This is a genomic window from Pseudomonas sp. PA27(2017), from assembly GCF_001945445.1.
Lineage (GTDB): Bacteria > Pseudomonadota > Gammaproteobacteria > Pseudomonadales > Pseudomonadaceae > Aquipseudomonas.
This window is the reverse complement of sequence record NZ_MSXW01000002.1, coordinates 69,202-89,315: the sequence shown is the minus strand read 5'-3', so window position 1 is coordinate 89,315 and position 20,114 is coordinate 69,202. Positions and strand designations below refer to the sequence as shown.

Sequence of the window (20,114 nt, the reverse complement as noted above, 5' to 3'; positions counted from 1 at the left end):
GCTTTATCCGTCGGCAAGGCACGCGCCAACCGCAGCGGGCGCGCCATGCTCAGGTAAACGAAAAGGTAGAGGGCCGGCAGCAGGCCGTGCTGCCGGCGGGGTCGTGCTTACTGGACCTGGTTCTTGGTGTAGTAACCGCTGTCGATCAGCACCTTTTCCCAGTTGCTCTTGTCGACCGTGACCGGCTGCAGCAGGTAGGCCGGCACGACCTTCTTGCCGTTGTCGTAGGTCTTGGTGTCGTTGATCTGCGGCTCGCTGCCCTCGAGCAGCGCCTTGACCATACCGACGGTCACTTCGGCGAGCTGGCGGGTGTCCTTGAAGATCGACGAATACTGCTCGCCAGCGAGGATGGACTTCACCGAGGGCACTTCCGAATCCTGGCCGGTGACGATCGGCATCGGCATGTCGCCGGAGCCGTAACCGACGCCCTTCAGGGACGACAGCACCCCGATGGAGATGCCGTCATAGGGCGACAGCACGCCGTCGAGGCGCTCCTTGGTGTAGTTGGCGGACAGCAGGTTATCCATGCGCGCCTGGGCGGTGGCGCCGTCCCAGCGCAGGGTGCCGACCTTGCCCATGCCGGTCTGCCCGGAGAGGATCTTGATCTCGCCCTTGTCGATCAGCGGCTGCAGCACCGACATCGCGCCGTTGTAGAAGAAATAGGCGTTGTTGTCGTCCGGCGAGCCACCGAACAGCTCGACGTTGTAGGGGCCCTTGCCGCGCGCCTGCATGCCCTTGACCAGGGACTCGGCCTGCAGCACGCCGACCTTGGTGTTGTCGAAGGTGGCGTAGTAGTCGACGTATTCGCTGTCGCGGATCAGGCGGTCGTAGGCGATCACCTTGATGTCCGCCGCATTGGCGTTTTCCAGGGCGTTGGTCAGGGTGGTGCCATCGATGGCGGCGATGACCAGGACGTTGACGCCCTTGACCATCATGTTCTCGATCTGCGAGACCTGGGTGGGAATGTCGTCTTCGGCGTACTGCAGGTCAGCCTTGTAGCCGGCTTTCTCCAGCTGCTTGACCATGTTGTTACCGTCGTCGATCCAGCGCGCGGACGACTTGGTCGGCATGGCAATACCGACGAAGCCCTTTTCGGCCGCGCCGACGGATGCGGCACTGACCAGGGTGGCGCCCATGGCCATGGCGGCCACGAGTTTACGGACTGTGTTCATTCAGCTTCTCCTGGCGACGCCTGGCGCGCTCAGGAACGCGCGACATCGCGATTATTGTTGTTCGGTCAACGAAGAGCTCAAAGCAGCCCTGACGATAGAAGCGCACCCCATATCAAGCAAATTCATATTTTGCGTAAACACATACCAATAATGATATGCAGATGATCGACAGCCCCGTATCTGAGGCGCACACTCCGTCACGCCCTCATAACCACAATAACGAGCGCCACCATGGACATCGGCATCGCCCGCCACCTGAAGATCCCGCAATTACGCCTGATCGCCGCCATCGCCGAGCACGGCCAGCTCGGCCTCGCTGCTGACGAGCTGACCGTCACCCAGCCAGCCGCCTCACGCATGCTGGCAGACATCGAACACACCCTCGGCGCGCGCCTGTTCGAGCGCCACGCCAAGGGCATGCTGCCGACGCTGATCGGCCGCGCCCTGGCCCGCCGCGCGCACAACATGCTGGTGGAGCTGCGCGATCTGGCGCAGGACGTCGAGGAGCTCAAACGGGGCGAAGGCGGCATGACCACGGTCGGTGCCGTTACTGGCGCGGCAGTGGGTTTCGTGATTCCCGCCATTCGCCAGCTCAAGGCCATCTCGCCGCGTGCCGACGTGCACGTCAACGTGGCCGCCAGCGACGAACTGGTGCATGACCTGGCCGCCGGCAAGAACGACTTCGTGCTGGCCCGCCTGCCCCGCGGCGTCAACCCAGCGGGCTTCGAGATCTACCCCGCACGTACCGAAACCCTGAAGCTGATCGTGCGCCAGGATCACCCGCTGGCCAACGTCGACCAGGTGACGCTGCGCGACCTGTCGCCCTACGAATGGGTGATGCAGAGCCACCGGGCGCCGATCCGCGAGGCGGTGGAAACCGCCTTTCTCAGCGCCGGCGCCCCGCTGCCGACCAACATCACCAACACCACCTCGCTCCTGGCGATGATCGCCATCCTGGTGTCGTCTTCGGCCATCGCACCGCTGGCCAGCGAAGTGCCGGACCTGCTGCTCGGCGATCAGGTCGGCGCCAAGCTCAAGGTGCTGCCGCTGAACGTGACCATCGAGATGTCGCCTTACTACCTGTTGCTGGTCAAGGGCCGCGAACTGTCGCCAGTAGCCAACCGCTTGCGCCGGCTGGTCAGCGCGGCGCTGAACAAATGAGCCGCAGAAACGAAAACGGCCTGCGCGAGGCAGGCCGTTTCGGGTAGCGAGAGTTGCTTACTTGAGCACGGCCAGAGCCGCGTCATAGTTCGGCTCGTCAGCGATTTCGCCGACCAGCTCGCTGTGCAGCACCTTGTCGTTCTCGTCCAGCACCACCACGGCGCGGGCTGCAACGCCGGCCAGCGGGCCGGAGCTCAGGGCAACGCCGTAGTCCTTGAGGAACTCGGCACCGCGCATGGTCGACAGGTTTTGAACGTTTTCCAGACCTTCGGCGCCGCAGAAGCGCGCCTGGGCGAATGGCAGGTCAGCGGAAATGCACAGCACCGCGGTGTTGGCCAGCTTGCTGGCTTCGGCGTTGAACTTGCGTACCGAGGTGGCGCAGGTCGGCGTGTCGACGCTCGGGAAAATGTTCAGCACTTTGCGCTTGCCCGCCAGGCTGCTCAGGCTGACATCTGCCAGGCCAGCGCCAACCAGGGTGAACGCCGGCGCTTGCTGACCGGTTTGCGGCAGTTGGCCAGCGACTTCAACCGGGTTGCCGCGCAGGGTTACTTGTGCCATGAAACGATCCTTCTCTTGATGGGTGGAAACACGCAGGGACGATCATCCTACGCCAGTAACGGCGGCCCGCAAACGCTTATCTTGGCACCGCGGGCCGCCGGCTGCCGGCCTAGAAATCCCGCTTGTAGAACAGGTCCAGGGAGCTGGCCAGGCCGCTGGCCGCCTCCAGATACAGGCGGCGCGTCAGGGCGTAACGCAGGGCCACGGTGTTGACCGGCTCGAACACGCCGACGCCGTAACGCAGGCTCAGGCGCTCGGACAAGTTGCCACTGGCCACCACACTGGTGCTGCGGCCGCTGCCATCGGTGTCCAGCTGGAAATCCTGGATACCCAGGCTCTCGGCGACCGAGCCGGTGACCCCGGAACTGCCAGCCACGCCGAGGGCCAGCGCTGCCTGGGCGAGCATGTTGTTGTCCTCGCTGCCGGTCGACAGCGGGCGTCCCAGTACCAGATAGGACAGCGCCTGCTCCTGACTCATCGCCGGTTCGGAAAACACCTCGGTGCGCGGCTGGTCGGCGCTGCCGGTCACGCGCAGACCAGCCACCACGTCGTCGACCTTGCGGATCGCTTCGATATCCAGGAACGGCTGGTCGATCGGCCCGGCGAACATCAGCCGGGCCCGGCGGATGGTCAGGCGCTGGCCGTAACCACGGAAGTTGCCCTTGTTGAGGTTCAACTCGCCGCGGGTATCCAGGTCGTCACCGATGTGCACCCTTCCGGCCAGTTCGGCATTGAGCCCAAAACCGCTGAAAGTCAGCTTATCGCTGCCGACATCTACGTCGATGTCCATGCTGATGGCCACCGGTTGTTTTTCGCGAGCCTCTGCACCGACGATCACCGCGTCGTCGGATACCTTGACGGTGGACGGCGGCAACTCGCGCACCACGATCTTGCCGCGGGGAATCGACACCTTGCCACTGACCGATAGCTGATCGTCGGCCAAACGCACTTGCATGTCCGGCTCGACCTCCAGATTCGCATACGGCTCGACGGTCACCGGCAGGCGACTGCCCTGCACGTTGAGGTTGCCGCTGAGCGGACCACCCCAGGCCAGTGCGCCGCCGAGCGAGCCCTGCCCTCGCTCGCCGCTGCGCCAGCCGCCGCTAAGCTGCAGGCTTTCGCCGGCGATCAGCACGCGAACCTGCAGGTCTTCGAAGCTGGTCGGCAGTTCGCCACCGGAAACTTCGCCGTCGCTCAACGCCAACTGACCGTTGACAAGCGGTTTGAGCAGGTTACCGGATAGCGTGCCGCTGCCGTTCAACTGCCCGGCCAGGCGCTCCACCATTGGCACGAAAGGCCGCGCGATGGCCAGGTCGAAGCCGTTCAGGCGGAACTGACCGGACAAGGGCTTGTTCGCCGGGCGCGGATCGAGTTGCGCCTGTACCGACAACTCACCGATACGCGGGCCGCGCAGGCTCAGCTCGCTGTCGATGCGCTGAGGCCGCAGTTCGCTGCTCAGGCGCAGGCTGTCGTAGGTGAAATCGACCCACTGTTCGTTGTCACGCACACGCCAGGTACCGCTGCCGGCATCCACCACCACGCGGCCACTGGGCCCCGCTGCCGGCAGATCCAGACGCACGTCGGCATCGAGGCTACCCTGCCAGGCGAAATCCTTCGGAAACCAAGGCGAGAGGCTGTCGAGCGGAAAATTGGCCAGGCGATAACGGATCTTCGGCTCCGGCAGCAGGCGCTGGTTCTCGCCGCACAGGCTGGCCCCACCGGAACGCAGGCAATGGGCACCAAGGTCGATCTCGCCACTGGCCAGCCGCACCAGGGAGGCCGGTGCCTGCAAGCGCCAGTCCTGTCCGCCGGCCTGTATCTCGACGCGGCTCAGGCGTCCTCGCCAGTTGCCTTGGTCCAGGGTGCCGTCCAGTGCCAGGCTGGTTTGCAACTGCGGCCCATCCAGACTCAGGTCCATCCGTTGCTGACGCTGATCACCTGTGCCATTGACCGTCAGGTTGCCGAACTGGCTGTCACCGCTGGCGATTCCCTGCCCACGCAGTTGCAGCCCGGCCTGCCCGTTGCCTTCCAACGTGGCGTCCAGCCCCAGCTGGCGAAGGCGGGTTTCCTCGAATGCCAGGCCCTGCCCATTCAGCGTGAAGGCGCCTTGTGGCGCCTGCAGGCTGCCGGCCAGGTCCAATCGCCCGGTGGCCTGGCCCTGCAAGCCCGGCCACAGCTGGCCGAGGCGGTTGAGGGCGATCCGCACCTGGCCCTGCAGGCGCTGCTCCAGCTGGCCACTGCCGTCGATACGGTTGTCGCCCAGACGCACGCTGAGCGCGCTTACGTCCCAGCGTTCGCCGGCACCGGCGACGCGAGCCTGCAATTGCGCCGGCTGGCCACGAAGGCGGCCTTGCAGGTCGAGATCACCAGTCAGTTCCAGGCGGCCGTCGCGCAACTCGCCCTTGCTGCGAATCGGCCCGGCGATGCGCCCCGGCAGCTCGGCGACCCAATAGGCGGGGTCGAATTCGCTGACCTGCAATTGGGCATCCCAGCGGATCGCTTCGGCAAAACCCACGGTGAGCTGGCCATCGATCTTGCCCTGGCCAGCGCGCACCAGCAGTTGCGGTAAATGAATCTGCTGCAGATCACCGCTCAGCGGCGTCTGCACGCTGAATGCACCGGCGGGGCCATCCAGTTCTGCGGACAGATTGCCCAGGTAGTTGCCATTCTCATAAGCGAGGTCGCCGGTGAGTTTGTTCAGGGTCACTGGCGGCGCTTCATCCATGGGATACAGGCGCTGCCAGGGGAACTCCTGCCAATCGACGTGGGTGTCGGCGCTGAAGCCTTCCTGCCAATCCAGGCGACCATTGACGGCCAGATACTGATTCTCGGCGGCTGTCAGACGCAGCGTTTCGATATCGGCGCCGGCTGCGTCGACGCGTCCGCGCAGCGCCAGGGCAACCGGCCCATCCTCGGCGGGCAACATGGCAATGCCGTCGATGCCATAACCGTCTTGGAGATTACCCGCAGCCTTGAGCGTGACGCCATTCAAACGCAAGGTCTCAGGCAGCGAATCGTCCGCCTTGAAGCCATCGGCGCTAAGCGTGAGCGTCGCCGGAACATGCTCGACCAGTGGCTGCACCTCCCCGCTCAGACGGCCCGCCAGGTAACCGGAACTGTCGACCACCAGCGCCAGGCTCTGGCGCAGGTTACCGTCCACCTGCAGCGACAGGTTCCAAGGCGTCTCACCGGGGGACGGCAGCGTTGCGCTGCCCTGCAGCGTCAGCGGCCACTCATCGCTGGGCTGCAGGCGGCCCTGCAGGTCGATGACCAGTTCGTCTCGCTGCACATGCAGGCGGCTGATGCTCAGCCCCTCGCTGGCCCAATCCGCGGCGAGTTCGAGCCCCTGCAACTGATCGTCGCCATTGAACTGCAGGCTGCCGATCCACACCTCGCCAACCTCCAGGGCCACCGGCAGATCCAATTGCGGCAGGCTGAAGGGCTCGTCACTTGGCGGCTCGTCGCTCGGCGCGAAATTCAGCTCGATGCGCTCGCTGCGTACTGTGTCGATGCACAGCGTCAAACGCAGCAGGCATGCCGGCGACCAGTCGAACTGCGGTTCAAGCACCAGCACCTGATCGTCGCCCTGTTGCCAGCGCAACTGCTCGGCTGTCCAGTGCCCGCCCAGGCGCCCCTCGAACCCATCGAACTCCAGCCCTGGCACCAAGCCGAGCGTCCAGCGGCTGCCAGAAGAGCTTGCCAGCATCCAAATCAAGAGCACCGTCAGCAGCGCCACCAGGCCCGCCAGGCTCAGGCCGGCATATTTGAGTACTCGCCTCACAGTTCCGGCCCCATGGAAAAGTGCAGGCGCACCCCGCCGTCGTCGTCCAGAGGATGCGCCAGATCCAGACGCAGTGGTCCTACCGGTGACACCCAGCGAACGCCCACACCTACCGCACTTTTCAGTGACGGCATCTGCAGGGAATTGAACGCATTGCCGGTATCGTAGAACGTGGCCACTCGCCACTTGTCGGCAATGCTGTACTGATACTCGGCGCTGGCCGCGACCATGTAGCGCCCACCGATCTTGTCGCCCTTGTTGTTCAGTGGCGACAGGCTCTGGTAGTCATAGCCGCGAACGCTCTGGTCGCCACCGGCGAAGAAGCGCAGCGACGGCGGTACGGAGGAGTTGAAGCCCTTGGACTCGGTGCCGCCGAACTGGGCGCGTCCGAGAAAGCGGTGGTTCTGCCAGAGTGTGGTCAGGCCTTTGACGAGCACGTTGCCGTGCACCACATCGGAGTCGGAGAGCAGCCCGTCCTTGGCCACCGAGGCATCGAACTGCAGGCGATAGCCGTTGTTGGGATCGATACGGCTGTCGCTGTGCAGATAGGAATAGCTGATGCCCGGCATCAACAGGGTGCTGAGCCCCGAGTCATCGCCGAGTCGATACTCCTCGCGCTGCCACTTCAGGGAGATCACCCGCTGCCAACCACTGTCGAGCTTGCTGTGCCATTCCGGGCCGACGGTCAGCAGGCGGCTCAGGCTGTCGGTGTCGGCCAGCTCCTCATACTGATAGCCGCCAGCGATACGCAGCTTGTCGGTCATCGGCGGGTCGCCGGGAATGTCGTACCACAGGCCGACGTTCTGCCGCGGCGCCGACAGCTCCATTTCCGCGCCATAGCTGTGGCCCTGCGGGTTGGCCCAGTGGCGCTCCCACTGGATGCGGCCACGTGGGCCGACATCGGTGGAAAACCCCAGGCCCAGGCCCATGGTGCGTGGCAGACGGGTCTGCAGGTGCACATTGACGGGAATCACCTGCTGGTCGGCCACCGCCGGGCTGGCATCGACCCGTACCGATTCGAAGTAGCCGCTGGAACGCAGCGCCTGGTAGAGCTCGGCGATGCGCTCGGAGTCGTAGGGCGTATCCGCCGGGAACGGCACCATGCGTTGCAGCAGTTCGTCATCGAAAGGCATGTCGCCTTCGAAACTGACGTGGCCGAGGCTGTAGCGCGGGCCGCTGTCGTAGACCAGTTCGATATCGGCCAGGCCGGCCTGGGGATCGATACGCAGGCTTTGCTGGGTGAAGCGCCCACGGAAGAATCCGTAACGCGACGCCTGATTCTGGATATGCCGTTTGGCCGCCTCGTAGCGGCCATGATTGAGCCGCGCGCCCTGGATCAGCTGGGCGTCCTTGGGGAGCTGGAAGGCACGCATTTGCGAGGCAGGGCCCTCGACCCTGACGGTGACGTTACCAAGACGCACCGGCTCGCCGGGAATGATCCGCACATCGAGCCGCGGCGGCGTCTGTTCGACCACTTCGGTGCTGATCTGCGCGTGGTAATAGCCCAACGCCTGGGCGGCCTTCTCGGCCTGGCCCTCGACCACGCGCCGCAGGCGCTGCAACGCCTCGACGTCGCGCTCGCCAAGATTGCCGATATAGCCTTCGACATTGCTCTTCAAAGCATTGTTGGCCGGCTGCACGCTGACCACCAGACGAGCGTCCTCGGCAAGCAGCGTGGCACTGAACAGCATGAGCGCGCATCCCGCGCCGAGTGTCGAAAGTACTCTCATGACGGCGATGCTATCACGGCAAACGCTCTATTCCAGTGCATGTACGTATCGAACGATTTCCCGCCGTGCTGGCAGCCCGTCGACCGGATCGGCTAGCATCGTGGTTTTACCGCCCGCTACGCTCAGGATTGCCGACATGAAACTCGTTTCCTTCAACATCAATGGCTTGCGCGCCCGTCCGCACCAACTTGCCGCACTGATCGAGAAGCACCAACCGGACGTGATCGGCCTGCAGGAAACCAAGGTCAGCGACGACCAGTTCCCCGAAACGGAAATCCGTGACCTGGGCTACCACGTGCATTACCACGGACAGAAGGGCCATTATGGCGTGGCGCTGCTGTCGCGCCAGGCGCCGCTGGAAATCACCAAAGGCTTTCCGGACGACGATGAACAGTCCCAGCGCCGCTTCATCTACGGCACCTATGCCGACGCCAACGGCAACCCGGTGACGGTGATGAATGGCTACTTTCCCCAGGGCGAGAGCCGCGATCATCCCACCAAGTTTCCTGCCAAGCAGCGCTTCTATGCGGATCTGCAGACACTGCTGTGCAGCCGCTTCGCCCACGACCAGCCGCTGATCGTCATGGGCGATATCAATATCTCCCCCGAGGACTGCGACATCGGCATCGGCGAGGTCAACCGCAAGCGCTGGCTGAAGACCGGCAAATGCAGCTTTCTGCCGGAGGAACGCGAGTGGCTGGCCACGCTGAAGAACTGGGGCCTGGTCGACAGCTTCCGCCAGTTGCACCCCGAGGTCGATGACCGTTTCAGCTGGTTCGACTACCGCAGTCGAGGCTTCGAGGACGAACCCAAGCGTGGCCTGCGCATCGACGTGATCCTGGCGTCGCGCGCCTTGCAGGATCGCCTGGAGGACGCGGGTATCGACTACGACCTGCGTGGCATGGAGAAACCATCGGATCACGCGCCGATCTGGCTGCAGCTCGGCTGAGCGAGCGTCATCTTGTAGTCATTTTTCTGTCTTATCGTCGCAGCACTTCCGCCATCCCTTGCAAGGTGATTGCCGCATGCTGCGCGCCTCAACCCGTTGTGACCACGAGACCTGGAGCCGAACGGCGACCTTTCTGCTGCTCGGTTTCGTCCTGTACCTGAGCCCCTGGACAGCGTTCGCCGCCCTGCCCCTGCCCGCCGACGACCGACCGGTGCTGCGTATCCAGGGCTCGAACACCATCGGCGCCAAGCTAGGCCCGGCACTGGTCAAGGGCCTGATGCAGGAGCAAGGGCTCAACGACATACGCACCAGCGTGACCCAGGAAAACGAGCAGGCTGTAAGCGCCGTGAATGGCGCAGGTCGCAAGATCACCGTGACCATTGCCGCCCACGGATCAGGAACCGGCTTCACCGCCATCGGCCAGGGCAGCGCCGAACTGGCCGCCTCCTCAAGGCCTATCAAGGATGCCGAAATCGCCAGCCTGTCCTCTTTCGGCAATATGAAGAGCCGGGACGCCGAGCAGGTCATCGCCATCGACGGCCTGGCGATCGTACTGCACCCCAGCAACCCCATCGATGCCTTGAGCACCCTGCAACTGGCGCAGATATTTTCCGGGGAAATCAGCGACTGGGCACAGCTGGGCGGCCGCTCCGGCGCCATCGACCTGTACGCTCGGGACGACAACTCCGGCACCTTCGATACGTTCAAGGAACTGGTACTCGGCGCCAACGGCAAGCAACTGTCCAGCAAGGCCAAGCGCTTCGAATCCAGCGAACAGCTATCCGACTCGGTAGCCCGCGATCCCAACGGCATCGGCTTCATCGGCCTGCCCTACGTGCGCAAGGCCAAGGCGGTGGCCATCGCCGCGGGCGATTCGCAGCCCATGGCGCCGAGCGTGACGCTGATCGCCACCGAGGACTACCCACTGTCACGCCGCCTGTTCCTGTACGGGCCACCGAAAAGTGCCAACCCCTGGGCCGAAGCGCTGCTGCATTTCGCCCAGAGCCCCCGCGGCCAGGCCATCGTGGCGGGTAACGGATTCATCGCGCAAACCGTCGAAGCGGTGAAAGTCGAGGCGACCGCGGACATGCCGCCGGCCTATCAGGCACTGGCCCGCGATGCCCAGCGCCTGTCGGTGAACTTCCGTTTCCAGGAAGGCAGCGCCAATCTGGACAACAAGGCGCAGCAGGACCTGCGCCGCGTGCTCGATTACCTGCGCCAACACAACAAGCTGCAGAATAAAGTGGTGCTGGTCGGCTTTGGCGACCCCAAGGCGGTGTCCGCACGTGCCGAGCTGCTTTCCAAATTGCGCGCCATGGCGGTACGCCGTGAACTGGCTCGCGAAGGCGTGGTGATGCGCGAGGTCACCGGCCTGGGTGACGACCTGCCGGTCGCCGACAACGAAGGCGACAGCGGCAGGATCAAGAATCGCCGCGTGGAAGTCTGGATTTACTGATTTCTCCAGGCGCGCCAGGCACTTGCCGAACCGTACGTTTCATCCTAGCCTTATGGACATGTGACGCCGGGCCCCTCTGGCGATGAGTCCACCTCATCGTGATGTCGGAGTCACTAAGTTGAATCTCAACTTAGGCATCGACAGGGAGGGCCCATGACAGCTCTACATGCCTTTATGCTCACGCCGTTTCTCGGCACCCCGTACTACTTCTGGCTGGCATTCATCATCATCGTCATCGCGCTGCTGGTCTTCGACCTCGGCGTGCTGCACCGCGACCAACACGAAATCGAAATGCGCGAGAGCCTGCTGCTCTACTCGGGCTACTTCAGCGTGGGCGTCGCCTTTGGCGGCTGGGTCTGGTGGGAGCTCGGCGCCACCAAGGCGCTGGAGTTCTACACGGGTTTCCTGGTCGAACAGTCGCTATCGATGGACAACGTGTTCGTCATGGCGATGATCCTCGGCTTTTTTGGCATTCCACGCAAATACCAGCACCGCGTGCTGTTCTGGGGGATCATCGGCGTGGTCGTGCTGCGCGCGATCATGATCGGCCTGGGAACCGCTCTGGTGCAGGAGTTCGACTGGATTCTCTACGTGTTCGGCGCATTCCTGTTGTTCACCGGCATCAAGATGCTGTTCAGCAAGGACCATGACGAGCATCCGGACCTGTCGCAGAACAAGCTACTGATCTTCCTGCGCAAGCACATCCGCGTCACGGACGACCTGCACGGCGGCAAATTCCTGGTGCGCCAGAAAGATCCGGCCAGTGGCAAGATGCTGCTCTTCGCCACCCCGCTGCTGCTGGCACTGGTGCTGATCGAGCTGGCGGATCTGGTGTTCGCGGTGGACAGCGTACCGGCGGTGTTCGCCATCACCCAGGATCCGTTCATCGTCTACACCTCGAACATCTTCGCGATCCTTGGCTTGCGCGCGTTGTACTTCGCCCTGGCTGCGCTGATGCATCGCTTCGTGTACCTCAAGTACGCGCTGGCCATCGTGCTGATGTTCATCGGCTGCAAGATTTTCCTGCACGGTTTCATCAAGGTTCCCGCCTTGCTCTCGCTCGGCGTTACCATGGGCGTACTGGCCGGCGGCGTGATCCTCTCGCTGCTGAAAACCCGTGACAAGAAACCTGCCGAGACGACGTGACCGAACAAGCTGTGCAGCTCGAGCGAATCGACAAGCCCGACGGCGTACGCTGGTGCGTGCGCCTGGGCAAACGCACGCTGATGTTCGACGACGAAGGTGCCGCTCGCGCCTTCGCAGCCCAGCTTCATATGCGCTTGCACGGCGAGAAGCTGAGCCTGGTGCCCGGCCCCGACAAAGAGCCAGGCTGCTAAGCCGCTACGCTTTCGCCATGTACTTGCCCAGCTCGTACTTGCCGATAGCGGAGCGGTGCACTTCGTCCGGGCCGTCGGCCAGGCGCAAGGTGCGCTGCATGGCGTACCAGTAAGCCAGCGGGAAGTCGCCGCTCACCCCTGCCCCGCCATGCATCTGAATGGCGCGATCGATCACCTTCAACGCCACGTTGGGTGCCACCACCTTGATCTGAGCGATCTCGCTGGCGGCCACTTTGTTGCCGACCGTATCCATCATGTACGCCGCATTGAGGGTCAACAGGCGCGCCATGTTGATCTCCATGCGCGACTCGGCGATCAGGTCGATATTGCCGCCCAGGCGAGCCAGCGGCTTGCCGAATGCCGTGCGCTGCAGCGCGCGCTCGCACATCAGTTTCAGCGCCCGCTCCGCCATGCCGATGGAGCGCATGCAATGGTGGATGCGCCCCGGGCCAAGACGCCCCTGGGCGATCTCGAATCCGCGGCCTTCGCCCAGCAGTACGTTGCCATACTGCACGCGGACGTCCTCGAACAGCACCTCGGCATGGCCGTGGGGCGCATCGTCATAGCCGAATACCGGCAACGGGCGAAGCACCTTCACACCGGGCGTATCCATGGGCACCAGAATCATCGAGTGCTGCTGGTGGCGCGGGCCATCCGGGTTGCTCAAGCCCATGAAGATCATGATCTTGCAGCGGGGGTCGCAGGCGCCCGAGGTCCACCACTTACGGCCATTGATCACCCAATGCTCGCCATCACGCACGGCCGTCGCCTGCATGTTGGTGGCATCCGACGAGGCGACGCCCGGCTCGGTCATGGCGAAGGCCGACCGGATATCACCATTGAGTAGCGGCTCGAGCCACTGGCGTTTCTGCTCCTCGCTGCCGTAACGCACCAGCACCTCCATGTTGCCGGTGTCAGGGGCCGCACAGTTGAACGGCTCGGGACCGATCAGCGAGCTGCCCATGATCTCGGCCAGCGGCGCGTATTCGGTATTGGTGAGCCCCGCGCCCAGCTCGGAATCTGGCAGGAACAGATTCCACAATCCTTCCCCCCTGGCGCGATCCTTGAGTTGCTCGATGATCGTAGTCGGCTGCCAGCGATCACCTTCGGCGACCTGACGCTCGAACTCGGCCTCGGCCGGATATACATGGGCCTGCATGAACGCAGTGACGCGCTCGCGCAACTGCTGAACCTTGGGGGAATAGGCAAAATCCACGGCGCACCTCGGCTGCGTTTCTGTATGCGAAGAATGCTAGTGGACGGTGGGTCATTTATCGACGCTATTTTCAGCGTGTATAAACATTCATCACAGATATAAGATCAGCGCACAAGAACAATGTACGGAGTCGCTCAGGCATGAACCTGAACAAGGTGGATCTCAATCTCTTCGTGGTCTTCGATGCCATCTACACCGAAGCCAACCTCACCCGCGCCGGGCAGATCGTCGGCATCACCCAGCCCGCAGTGTCCAACGCCCTGGCCCGCCTGCGCGAGACCTTCAACGATCCGTTGTTCGTACGCACCGCCCAGGGCATGGTGCCCACTCCCATGGCGCAGAACATCATCACGCCGGTGCGCAACGCCTTGCAGCAACTGCGTATCTCGGTGCAGGAAAGCCGCACCTTCAATCCAGCGCAAGCGACCAAGAGCTTTCGCATCAGCATGACCGACCTGACCGAGGCCGTCGTACTGCCGCCCCTGTTCCAACGCCTGCGCCGCCAGGCGCCGAGCGTCACCATCGAAAGCATGCTGGTGCGCCGTCGCGAAACCACCAAGGAACTGGCCGCCGGGCGACTGGACTTCGCCGTGGATGCGCCGCTGAACATCGACCCGCAGGTGCGGCACGTCAAGTTGATGGAGGACCGCTATGTCTGCGCCATGCGCCATGGGCATCCGCTGGCCAAGGAAAAGCTCAGCCTGGAAGCCTACCTGTCACTGACCCATATCCAGATATCCAGCCGCCGCAGCGGCCTCGGCTATGTCGACCTGGCGCTGGGCAAGATGGGCATTCAGCGGCGTATCGCCTTGCGTTCGCAACACTACCTGATGGCCTGCCGGGTGATGCGCGATACCGACATGGCGATTACCGTGCCGGAGCGCTTCGCCCGGGATAACGATCTGTATTTCAGCGAACTGCCGGTGGCTGGCATCCCCTCCCTGGAAACCCACCTGTACTGGCACGAAAGCACCGATCAGGATCCCGCCAATCGCTGGATGCGAGAACAGATTATCGAGATATGCCAGCGCATCACCGCCGAGGAACGTAAAGCCACCTCCAGCGCCGGAGCTTGATCAACTGGAATAGTCCAGTACCGTCCAGATTCGCGTCAGGCCTTCGCCGATCACACAATTCGATGCGCCCAGCTGCTTGTTGTCGTGCAGAGTCATGCGGGTGGTAACGCCATCGGCAGCGTCCTGCCGCTCGACCAGCCACTGCAATTTGCCGCAGTTGGGCGTATCGATCACGTAGCTGGCAGCCACGGGGGCATCGTTGCTGACCAGCTTGATGGCGTCGACCACCACGCCATGCTCCTCGACGCGTTTGCCGTCGGAAACCAGCACCGCCCAGGCCTGGTTGTCTTCGATGACCAGGTAATTGGCATTGACCTTGGGTTGCTCGACCTGCGGTTGCACGCAACCGGTCAGTGTTACCAACAGCACAATTGTCATGAGTATCTGGTGCATTACGGGGAGTCCTCGGCATCGATCAGCGGCGCTGTGTGCAGCGCCGCCAGACATGGAGTCAGCAAGCGTCGAGGCTCACTATCACCGAATACTGTTTATTTGTACAGTACTTTTGATTTACCCTAGCCGCCGTCACCACACGATCGCAGGCCCGGAACATTCCAGGTGAGATCAGGCCATAGCGGGAGCGCAACGATGCTGGACGTATTGCAACTCAAACACACGATCAACCGGATGCCACTGGACAAGGTGCGCCTCATCGTCGAGGAACTGCACCTGGAAGGCATCGTTACCGAAGGTAAAACGCCGTTCAATCGTCTGCACTTCAACACCTGCTTCGCCGAGATCGAAGCGCTACTGCAACGGGCGGGCTATCACCGTCAGCTGGACGTGGTGGGTTACCAGGGAGTGGCCTATGCGATGTTCGATCCCAATCGCTGGGAAGCCGTGGAAGTACTGCGCTGGCTCAGGGACTATGTGGAAGAGGCGCGGGCGTGCCCTGCCTCATGATGAGCCATATATCGGGCTCGTTGCCTGCTTATGGTTCAGGCCTTGTGCATCAGGGCTCGATAACGCCACCAGATAGCTCTCTGGGTATATGGCGCGATGCTTGCTTCAGAAAGATCAACAACGCCTTGCAGCCTTCTTATGGGAAGCCAGGTAACGGACACGGCATCTGCCAGATCACCTTCCCCCATCGGGTGTTCTGGTAGATGCCGTTTTTATTGGACGAAGCTTTTCTGCAGGCAAAGAAAAACCCGGCCTGAGCCGGGTTTTTCATGACGCCTGAGCCTATTACTGGGCTTGGGCTTCTACTTCAGCTTCAACGCGACGGTTGATAGCGCGACCTTCTTCGGTAGCGTTGTCAGCAACCGGGCGGGACTCGCCGTAACCTACGGAGTTAACGCGGTCAGCGCCTACGCCGTACTGGTTGACCAGCACGTCACGAACAGCGTTTGCACGACGCTCGGACAGCTTCTGGTTGTAAGCGTCAGTACCGACGGAGTCAGTGTGACCTTCTACTGTGGTGCTGGTTTGCGGGTACTGGTTCATGAAGTCAGCCAGGTTCTTGATGTCACCGTAGCTTTCTTGCTTGACAGCAGCCTTGTCGAAGTCGAATTTCACGTCCAGTTCGACGCGAACGACTTGCGGAGCTTCTTCAACGACCGGAGCCGGTGCTGGAACTGGCTCTGGAGCCGGCTCGGTTACCTGAGCAACCTGACGGGTGCTGCCGCCGAAGTTCAGACCGACACCCACGCCGGCTTGCCACTCGGTGTCACCCTTGTCGATGTTGTACAGAGCTTCAACGCCGGCACGAGCGTACAGCATCTCGGTGAAGTAGTACTTCGCGCCGCCACCAACGATGGCCAGGGTGGAAGTGTCACGGCCGCCTTTGTTGGCGTCGCCGATGCTCTGGTGGCCAACGCCGCCGGAAACGTACGGACGCAGACCTACACCCGGCTGGCCGAAGTGGTAGAGGGCTTTCAGATCAGTCAGGTTGCCCTTGATGTTCTTGCTGCCAGCAGCGCCTTCGCCACGCAGGTCATGGTACTCGCCGTACGACAGAGCCAGTTCGACGTCGTCGGTCAGATAGTAACCAACGCTTGCGCCGAACAGGTTGCCTTCGTCGTGAGCGAAGTCACGCTGAACGTCGGTGAAGTAGCGGTTGGCAAAGCCTTCCACCTCGACAGCGCCTTGGCCTTGAGCCAGCACGCCCATGGAGGTAGCGGCTACCAAGGAGCCAATGACTACGCCTAAGGTGTTTTTCAGTTTCATCCGTTAAATCCCCATCTATGAGTGATTGATCCGCATGCAGGTAGACATGCGAGTCTGCGGTAAGTTTAACAAAACTTACCTTTGCCAGCCAAAGCTTGCCCCGAACTAACTTTCGGTAATACCTGCAAACTTTTCCCGCAATCGGTCCAACGCGCGCTTGTAGCGCATCTTGGTAGCGCTGAGTCCCATGTGCATGATGTCGGCGATCTCCTGAAACTCCAGCTCCGCGACAAAACGCAACACCAGAATTTCCCGGTCGATCGGGTTCACATGCACGAGCCAGCGATCCAATCCGCCTCGATCCTCTATCTTTGGCGCCTTCTCTTCCGACGCCTCCTCCAGAGGATCCAAACTCAGCGCATCCATCAAACGACGTTTGCGACGCTCCTTGCGGTACTGAGTGATGCATTCATTGTAAGTAATGCTATAGAGCCAGGTCTTGAACTTCGATTTACCCTCGAAGTTCTTCAGCCCATAAAGAACCTTGAGCATCACTTCCTGACAGACATCATCGGCATCTCGATCGTTCCCTAAATATCGCGCGCACACATTGAACAATGTGCGCTGGTAACGCCGCATCAATTCTTCGTAAGCACGCGTGACATGGAACAGCTCATCATGGGCACGCGCCACCAGCTCCTCGTCGGAGAGCTCGCGTGGGTCATAGCGCAGTGACGGTGATTGGGGTGCGTTCAAAGCAGGTCGGGCCAACGGTCAGGACGAAAACAGCCAGCGCCTGTTGGAGCAGGCCGCTGGCTGGGCGCATAGGGTAGCAGAAATGCCCCTTAGCGGCTGCTTACCCGCTGCTCGAGCAGCACGCGGTTGGAGAGCGAGACGAGCTCGCCGGAGTCCGTCAGCACCGTGGTCTTGACCGTGCCGATCTCCTCGATCTGCCCCTCGACGCCACCCACTTCGATTTCCTGGCCGACCTGATACAACTCGCGCACGTAGATACCGGCAAGAATCTGGCTGGCCAGCTCGCGGCTGCCCAGGCCCAACGCCAGTGCCACCGCCAGGCCGACGGAAATCAGCACGATGGCGATGACGTTGTTGAGCAGGTCGGTCTTGACCTCCAACTGGCCGATGGCCACGGAGATGCTGATGATGATCACCAGGCCCTGGGCCAATCGGGCCAGGCCGTGGGCGTAATCCAGCCCAACGCCTTCGGCGGCGCCACGCACCAGGCCGCTGAGCAGATGCCCCAGCAGTACACCGGCCAACAGGATCAGCGCTGCGCCAAACACCTTGGGCAGATACAGCGCCAGCACGTCCAGGGTGGCGGACACGCGCTCCAGGCCCAGCGACTCGGCAGCAGAGACCAGGAATATCAGCAGCACGAACCAATAGACGATCTTGCCGATCAGCGCGGAAACCGGCACCTGGAAGCCCGCGCGGCCGAGGATCTTGGTCAGGCCGGTCCCGGCCATCAAGCGATCCAGGCCCAGCTTGCCGAGCAGCTTGGACAGCAGGGTGTCGAGCAGCTTGGCGACGATGAAGCCCAGCAGCACCAGCACCAGCGCGACGAAAAGGTTGGGAATGAAGCTGGCGACTTTCGTCCACAGCGCCGTCATTGCGGCGACCAGGCTATGAGTCCAGGGGTCGAGTTCCATTTCATTGCGCCTTATCGGGAGAACGAGCAGACGCACGGCGGCGTGACACCGGTGCGACATGGGAAGAGCCATTGTTGAGGGCGATCATCAGGGCGCTGGCCCAATGCCCCATCAGGCCGAACAGGTCGCCCGCGCCTACCTGGCGGTTGGCGGTTTTCAGCACTCGGTTCAGGCAGGCATCGTCGTCGCGCGCAGGCGAAGACGGTGCTTTCAACAGATCACGCAGAGATTCTTCGAATGGATCGTGCATGGCAGACCTCACAGAACGTCTCCGCTAGACGCAGCGCTTGCCGGGCGAGTCACATCACACCCAGCGCAGACGGCGGAACAACAGCCACTGGCCCAAGCCGATCAGCACCATCAGCAGGCACGCGACCAGAAACCCATAGGGGCTCTGGGCGCCGGGAATGCCGCCTACGTTGATGCCCAGCAGGCCGGTAACGAAGCTCATGGGCAGGAAAATGCAGGTAATGATGCCGAAGCGGAACATGATGTGGTTCATGCGCACGTCGAGCCGGCGATTCTCCGTCTCCAGCAACAGGCCGATGCGCTCGCGCGTCAGTTCCAGTTCCTCGAGGTAGCGCAGCAGCCGGTTATTCAGCTCGTTCCAGTACAGGCTGTCTTCGTGGCTCAGCCAGGGCAGTTGACTGCGGGTGAGCTGCGCGTAGATATCCCGTTGCGGCGACAGAAAGCGGCGAAGACCCGCGGCGCGGCGCCGGATATGCAGCAGCAGGCCGTGATCGGGCAAGGTGCGCTCGTTGCCATCGACCTTTTCTTCCTGTTCATCGACCAGGTCGGAGAGACCGGTCACCAGATCCTCGACCTTGTCGGTGAGGTAATCGCTGAGCTGCAGGATCAGCTCGGAGGGATTTCGCGGCCCTTTACCGGCCTGCAGCCGTTCGATCAGATCCTCGGTGGCACGCAGCGGGCGCAGGCGCAGCGAGATCACCCGCTGCGCGCCGGCGGAAATGCGCACCGAAACCATGTCCTCGGGTTCGGCGCCGGGGTTGAGGTTGACGCCACGCAGGAACAGCAACAACTCGTCGTCGGGCAGCGGCAAGGCACGCGGACGGGTATTCTCCTCGAGCAGCAGGTCGCAGGCGAACTCGCTCAGACCACTGTCGCGGCGCAGCCAGCTCTGGGTCTGCGGATGACTGCGATCCCAGTGCAGCCACAGGCTCTGCCCCTCCTCGAGCTGTAGTCCATCGAGTTGCTCGCGTGCCACTGCCTGTGCGCCGCCCTTGCCATCCAGCACGAAGCCGTGTACCAGCCCCCACTGCGCGTTGTCTTCCTCGTACATCCATACCCCTCGATGACTGCCAGGCCGACGCCTGCTTACTCGGTTTGCAGCGCCTGCGGTGAAACGATGATGCCGTTGTTGTCGGCGTACAGGTACTCCCCAGGGCGGAAGGTCACGCCACCAAAGCTGACCACCACATTCAGGTCGCCCAGGCCGCGCTTCTCGGTTTTCATCGGATGACTGCCCAGCGCCTGTACGCCGAGGTTGGTCTGCGCCAGCACGTCGACGTCGCGCACGCAGCCGTAGATCACCATGCCTTCCCAGCCATTGTTCGCCGCTTTCTCGGCGATCATGTCGCCAAGCAGCGCACAACGCAGCGAGGCACCGCCATCGACCACCAGCACCTTGCCGGCCCCAGGCTGATCCGCCTGGGATTTGACCAGGGAATTGTCCTCGAAGCATTTGACCGTGACGATCTGCCCGGCGAACGAATCGCGACCGCCAAAGTTGCTGAACATCGGCTCCACGACGCTGACCAGTTCCGGGTTGGCGTCACACAGATCGGGCGTGCTGTAGTGCATGGCGAAACTCCTGGTGGGTGTTCGAAGCCTGCAGCATAGCGTTATCGGGCGCGCCTCGAACACTCTCGGCAGCGCCCG

Annotated in this window: 19 protein-coding genes; 7 read left to right on the top strand and 12 right to left on the bottom strand. The window is 62.6% G+C overall.

Annotated elements, in window-relative coordinates:
- Positions 1-107: 107 nt before the first annotated feature.
- Positions 108-1,172 carry a multiple monosaccharide ABC transporter substrate-binding protein gene (gene chvE, locus BVH06_RS00475; protein ID WP_070887753.1) on the bottom strand — a complete coding sequence of 355 codons (1,065 nt, stop codon included), beginning with the start codon at positions 1,170-1,172 and terminating at the stop codon, positions 108-110.
- 231 nt (positions 1,173-1,403) lie between these two features.
- On the opposite strand from chvE, the gene BVH06_RS00470 reads away from it, so the two are divergent.
- Positions 1,404-2,333: a LysR family transcriptional regulator gene (locus BVH06_RS00470; RefSeq protein WP_075930090.1), complete on the top strand. Its 930-nt coding sequence runs from the start codon at positions 1,404-1,406 to the stop codon at positions 2,331-2,333.
- A 57-nt stretch (positions 2,334-2,390) separates the two neighbouring features.
- Here BVH06_RS00470 and tpx read toward each other — a convergent pair whose 3' ends face one another.
- The 3 genes from tpx to BVH06_RS00455 all read right to left on the bottom strand — a co-directional run bounded on the left by tpx (position 2,391) and on the right by BVH06_RS00455 (position 8,402).
- A complete protein-coding gene (tpx, locus tag BVH06_RS00465; protein ID WP_075930089.1) occupies positions 2,391-2,891 on the bottom strand; it encodes a thiol peroxidase in 501 nt (166 codons plus the stop codon).
- 109 nt (positions 2,892-3,000) lie between these two features.
- Positions 3,001-6,672: a translocation/assembly module TamB domain-containing protein gene (locus BVH06_RS00460; RefSeq protein ID WP_075932824.1), complete on the bottom strand. Its 3,672-nt coding sequence runs from the start codon at positions 6,670-6,672 to the stop codon at positions 3,001-3,003.
- Complete coding sequence (locus BVH06_RS00455; RefSeq protein WP_075930087.1) at positions 6,669-8,402, bottom strand: autotransporter assembly complex family protein; 1,734 nt, start codon at positions 8,400-8,402, stop codon at positions 6,669-6,671. Before BVH06_RS00455 ends, BVH06_RS00460 begins: the two co-directional genes overlap by 4 nt.
- 136 nt (positions 8,403-8,538) lie before the next feature.
- Here BVH06_RS00455 and xthA point away from each other — a divergent pair, with 136 nt between their 5' ends.
- From xthA to BVH06_RS00435, 4 genes are all read left to right on the top strand, one after another.
- Positions 8,539-9,351 (top strand): exodeoxyribonuclease III, encoded by an 813-nt coding sequence (gene xthA / locus BVH06_RS00450; protein WP_075930086.1) that lies wholly within the window; start codon positions 8,539-8,541, stop codon positions 9,349-9,351.
- A 76-nt stretch (positions 9,352-9,427) separates the two neighbouring features.
- Positions 9,428-10,807 (top strand): substrate-binding domain-containing protein, encoded by a 1,380-nt coding sequence (locus tag BVH06_RS00445; protein WP_075932823.1) that lies wholly within the window; start codon positions 9,428-9,430, stop codon positions 10,805-10,807.
- Between the two features lie 153 nt (positions 10,808-10,960).
- Positions 10,961-11,953 (top strand): TerC family protein, encoded by a 993-nt coding sequence (locus BVH06_RS00440; RefSeq protein ID WP_075932822.1) that lies wholly within the window; start codon positions 10,961-10,963, stop codon positions 11,951-11,953.
- The gene (locus BVH06_RS00435; protein ID WP_075930083.1) at positions 11,950-12,144 is read left to right on the top strand and encodes a hypothetical protein; all 195 of its coding nucleotides are present in this window, start codon (positions 11,950-11,952) and stop codon (positions 12,142-12,144) included. Before BVH06_RS00440 ends, BVH06_RS00435 begins: the two co-directional genes overlap by 4 nt.
- 4 nt (positions 12,145-12,148) lie before the next feature.
- Here the strand turns inward: BVH06_RS00435 and BVH06_RS00430 are convergent, their stop codons facing one another.
- Positions 12,149-13,360: an acyl-CoA dehydrogenase gene (locus BVH06_RS00430; protein ID WP_075932821.1), complete on the bottom strand. Its 1,212-nt coding sequence runs from the start codon at positions 13,358-13,360 to the stop codon at positions 12,149-12,151.
- 140 nt (positions 13,361-13,500) lie between these two features.
- On the opposite strand from BVH06_RS00430, the gene BVH06_RS00425 reads away from it, so the two are divergent.
- Positions 13,501-14,436, top strand: a complete 936-nt coding sequence (locus BVH06_RS00425; protein WP_075930081.1) for a LysR family transcriptional regulator — start codon at positions 13,501-13,503, stop codon at positions 14,434-14,436.
- Here the strand turns inward: BVH06_RS00425 and BVH06_RS00420 are convergent, their stop codons facing one another.
- On the bottom strand, positions 14,437-14,829 hold the full coding sequence (locus BVH06_RS00420) for a hypothetical protein (protein WP_075932820.1): 393 nt from the start codon (positions 14,827-14,829) through the stop codon (positions 14,437-14,439). It lies immediately after the preceding gene.
- Positions 14,830-15,024: 195 nt separating this feature from the next.
- On the opposite strand from BVH06_RS00420, the gene BVH06_RS00415 reads away from it, so the two are divergent.
- Positions 15,025-15,339, top strand: a complete 315-nt coding sequence (locus BVH06_RS00415; protein ID WP_075932819.1) for a transcriptional regulator — start codon at positions 15,025-15,027, stop codon at positions 15,337-15,339.
- A gap of 285 nt (positions 15,340-15,624) precedes the next feature.
- Here BVH06_RS00415 and BVH06_RS00410 read toward each other — a convergent pair whose 3' ends face one another.
- The 6 genes from BVH06_RS00410 to rraA form a co-directional block, all read right to left on the bottom strand.
- A complete protein-coding gene (locus BVH06_RS00410; protein WP_074888455.1) occupies positions 15,625-16,605 on the bottom strand; it encodes an OmpA family protein in 981 nt (326 codons plus the stop codon).
- Between the two features lie 105 nt (positions 16,606-16,710).
- Positions 16,711-17,301 (bottom strand): RNA polymerase sigma factor SigX, encoded by a 591-nt coding sequence (gene sigX / locus BVH06_RS00405; protein WP_075930079.1) that lies wholly within the window; start codon positions 17,299-17,301, stop codon positions 16,711-16,713.
- A gap of 89 nt (positions 17,302-17,390) precedes the next feature.
- Complete coding sequence (locus tag BVH06_RS00400) at positions 17,391-18,215, bottom strand: mechanosensitive ion channel domain-containing protein (protein ID WP_075930078.1); 825 nt, start codon at positions 18,213-18,215, stop codon at positions 17,391-17,393.
- Between the two features lies 1 nt (position 18,216).
- Entirely contained in the window at positions 18,217-18,465 is a 249-nt protein-coding gene (locus tag BVH06_RS00395) for a CrfX protein (RefSeq protein ID WP_075932818.1), read from the bottom strand.
- Between the two features lie 54 nt (positions 18,466-18,519).
- A complete protein-coding gene (locus BVH06_RS00390) occupies positions 18,520-19,515 on the bottom strand; it encodes a CorA family divalent cation transporter (RefSeq protein ID WP_075930076.1) in 996 nt (331 codons plus the stop codon).
- 35 nt (positions 19,516-19,550) lie between these two features.
- Entirely contained in the window at positions 19,551-20,036 is a 486-nt protein-coding gene (rraA, locus tag BVH06_RS00385; protein WP_075932817.1) for a ribonuclease E activity regulator RraA, read from the bottom strand.
- Positions 20,037-20,114: the final 78 nt, after the last annotated feature.